Origin of the sequence: Corallococcus sp. CA053C, assembly GCF_003611675.1 — a bacterium.
Lineage (GTDB): Bacteria > Myxococcota > Myxococcia > Myxococcales > Myxococcaceae > Corallococcus.
In genome coordinates this window covers 1-3,135 of sequence record NZ_RAWA01000654.1, presented here as the reverse complement: position 1 = coordinate 3,135, position 3,135 = coordinate 1, and the positions used below count along the sequence as shown (strand labels likewise).

The window sequence follows — 3,135 nt, the reverse complement described above, 5'->3', positions numbered from 1 at the left end:
GGGCGGGGGGGGCGCCCACGATGACGTGGACGTTGGTGCCCGAGAACCCGAACGCGCTCACGCCCGCCGTCCGGCCGTCACCGTCCCACGCCAGGGTGTCCCAGGGCAGCTGGGCGCGCATGCGCTCCAGCCGGATGTGGGGATTGAGCTGGCGCAGGTGGAGCTGCTTCGGAATCGCCCGGTGCTGGAGGCAGAGCACGGTCTTGATGAGGCCGGCGATGCCGGCGGCGGCTTCCAGGTGCCCCAGGTTGGCCTTGACCGCGCCGACCGTGAAGGCTCCCACGGACGCCGGTCGCTGGCCGTACACGGTGCCCAGGGCCTGCATCTCGATGGGATCCCCGAGCGACGTCCCCGTGCCGTGGGACTCCACGTAGGAGATGCGCTCGGGCTCCAGCCCCGCCGCCGCCAGCGCCTTGCGCAGCAGGGCCTGCTGCGCGAGCCCGTTGGGGACGGTCAGCCCACTGCTGGCACCGTCATGGTTGGCCGCCGAGCCCAGCAGCACGGCGAGCACGTTGTCTCCGTCCCGCCGTGCATCGCAAAGGCGCTTGAGCACGACCAGCCCGCCGCCCTCGGCGCGGCCGTAGCCATCCGCCGAGGCGTCGAAGGTCTTGCAGCGGCCATCCGGCGCCAGGGCGTGCAGCCGGCACAGCGAGACGAAGGTGTAGGGCGACACCATGAGGTTGACGCCGCCGGCCAGGGCCACGTCGGACTCGCCCCGGAGCAGGCTGTCGCACGCGAGGTGGACGGCCATGAGCGACGACGAGCAGGCGGTGTCCACGGTGAGGGCCGGCCCCTGCAACCCCAGGCGATGGGCGATCCGGCCCGAGGCGATATTGGTCGCCAGGCCCGTGGCGGTATAGGCGTTGAACTGTCGCGCGGCGCGGGGCAGCAGTCCGTACTCCGCGCTGCCCATGCCCACGAACACGCCCACGGGGCTGCCCGCGAGGCTGTCGGGCGCGAGGCCCGCCCGCTCGAGGGCTTCCCAGGACACCTCGAGCAGCAGGCGCTGCTGGGGATCCATGTCCGTGGCCTCACGCGGAGAGATTCCGAAGAGGCGTGCGTCGAAGAGCGAGGGCGCTTCGCGCAGGAAGCCCGCCTGCCGCACGTACATGCTGCCGGCGGCGTCGGGATCCGGGTGGAAGAAGGCTTCGGGGTCCCAGCGCTCCTTTGGCACGTCGACGATGGCGTCACCTCCGTCGAGTAGGAAGCGCCACAGCGCTTCGGGACTGTCGCACCCTCCGGGAAACCGGCAGGCCATGCCAATGAGGGCGATGGGCTCGCGGCCCGGGTCGGGTGTCCGCGCCTGCGCGCGCGGCGCGGGGAGGGGCGTGGCCAGAGGAGCACGGGGAGGCGCCTCCTCGAGGGCCCCGGTCCTGATGCCGAAGCGCTGGACGAGGGTGTCACGGGCTCCGTGGAACACCACGCGCTGGGAGCCCTCCTGGGCCAGCCCCTGCTCGAAGACCTCCAGCCCGAGTGCGGTGGGCAGGGGCGTGAGACCGCCGCGGCGCTCCATGAAGCGCAGCGTCTGCGCGTCCACCCGCATGCCGCCCTCGGCCCACAAGGGCCAGTTGAACGACACCGTGCGGCCGTGTCGTTCGCCTCGTGCCCGTCGCGCCTCGCGCTCGGCGGCGAAGGCGTCGAGGAAGGCGTTGGCGAAGGCGTAGTCGCCCTGGCCCACGTTCCCGGTGATGGCCGCCGTCGAGGAGAACAGGGCGAAGAAGTCCAGGGGCAGGTGCCGGCTGGCCTCGTCGAGGTGCCGTGTCCCGTGCACCTTGGGGCCGAGCACCGCGGCCATCTGCTCCCACACCTTGGCCGCCACGAGCGCGTCCCGTGTCGCTCCCGCGGCATGGATGATGCCGTTCAACGTGCCCAACTGCTCGCAGGCTTCGCGGACCACGCGTGTGGCCGACTCGCGCTCGCTGACGTCTCCGCGCACGTACACCACCTCGGCGCCCGTCGCGCGCAGCACCTCCAGCCGTCGCCTCCGGGGCTCGTCGAGCTCGCCTCGCCCGGCGAGCGCGATCCGCGCCTGGACCGTGCGCACCAGGTGCTCGGCCAGGAGCAGGCCCAGGCCGCCAGCCCCTCCGGTGATGAGATAGGCCCCGCCCCGCCTCAGCGGCGACGGCGCGTGCGTCCCGGGTGGCAGCTCGACCAGTTCGCGCACCTGCCGGCGGCCCTCCGCGTACCGGACCTCGACGTCGTCCTGCGTGCTGTTGGCCAGCGCCAGCCGCGCCACCTCGGAGGGAGTTCGGGACTCAGGGCCCAGCGCCAGGGTCTGGAAGAACAGCCGCGGCGTCTCCAGGCCGAGCGCGCGACAGAACCCGCCCAGGGCGGCATGGGCCGGCGGTGGCACGCCGTCCACCGTGGCGGAGACATGGCCCAGGCGCACCGCCACTTCGGACCCGTGCGCGAGCAACCCCTGCGCGAGGCCCAGCAGGTGCGCGAAGCCGCGAAGGGGATCCTTCCCGGAGTCCTCGTCGAGCGCACCGAGGTGGAAGATGTGGCTGGGCTGGAGGCTTCGTTCGTTCAGCGAGGCGAAAAGCTGCCGCACCTGGAGCACGTCCGCGAAATCAAGCTCGGGGCCCGTCCCGGTTTCAGCGAAGCGGGAGCCCGGGCGCGCTCGCACCACCGGCACCTCGAGTCCCCGCGCGTGGAGCTGCTCGCGGAAGGCCTGGGCATGGGCCTCGTCTCCGCCCACGAGCAGGACTCCGTGCGGGGCGGGCTCCGCGGGCTCCGAGCAGGGCGCGTCGCGCCACCCCTGCCGGGCGAGCACCACTTCCGCCGGGATTCCGGTGCGGAGCGCGGCGGGCGCCTCGGTCGTGGTCGGAAGCCGTTCGAGGAGGAAGCCCGCCAGGGCCCGCAGGGTGGGATGATCGAAAGCCAGCGTGGGGTACAGCTCCAGGCCGAGCTCGTCCTCCAGGTGCTCCACGAGCTGCATGGCCTGCACCGACTCCATCCCCAGGTCGAAGAAGCCCTCCTCGGCAGACGGCTGGGTGGAAGGGGCATAGGCCAGGATGCGGGCCACGGCTTCGCCGAGCAGTTGGATGAGCAGCGCGAGCCGCTCGGCCCCGGGGGCCTCCAGCAGCCGCTGCCGCATCGTCAGGCCCTGCTTCGCCTCGGGTGGGGCGACCGGGG

General features: G+C 72.9%; 1 protein-coding gene. It reads right to left on the bottom strand.

From position 1 onward, the window contains the following. Positions 1–3,135, bottom strand: a 3,135-nt coding sequence (locus tag D7V97_RS41655; RefSeq protein WP_120616079.1) for an SDR family NAD(P)-dependent oxidoreductase, incomplete at both ends; no start/stop codon positions are given.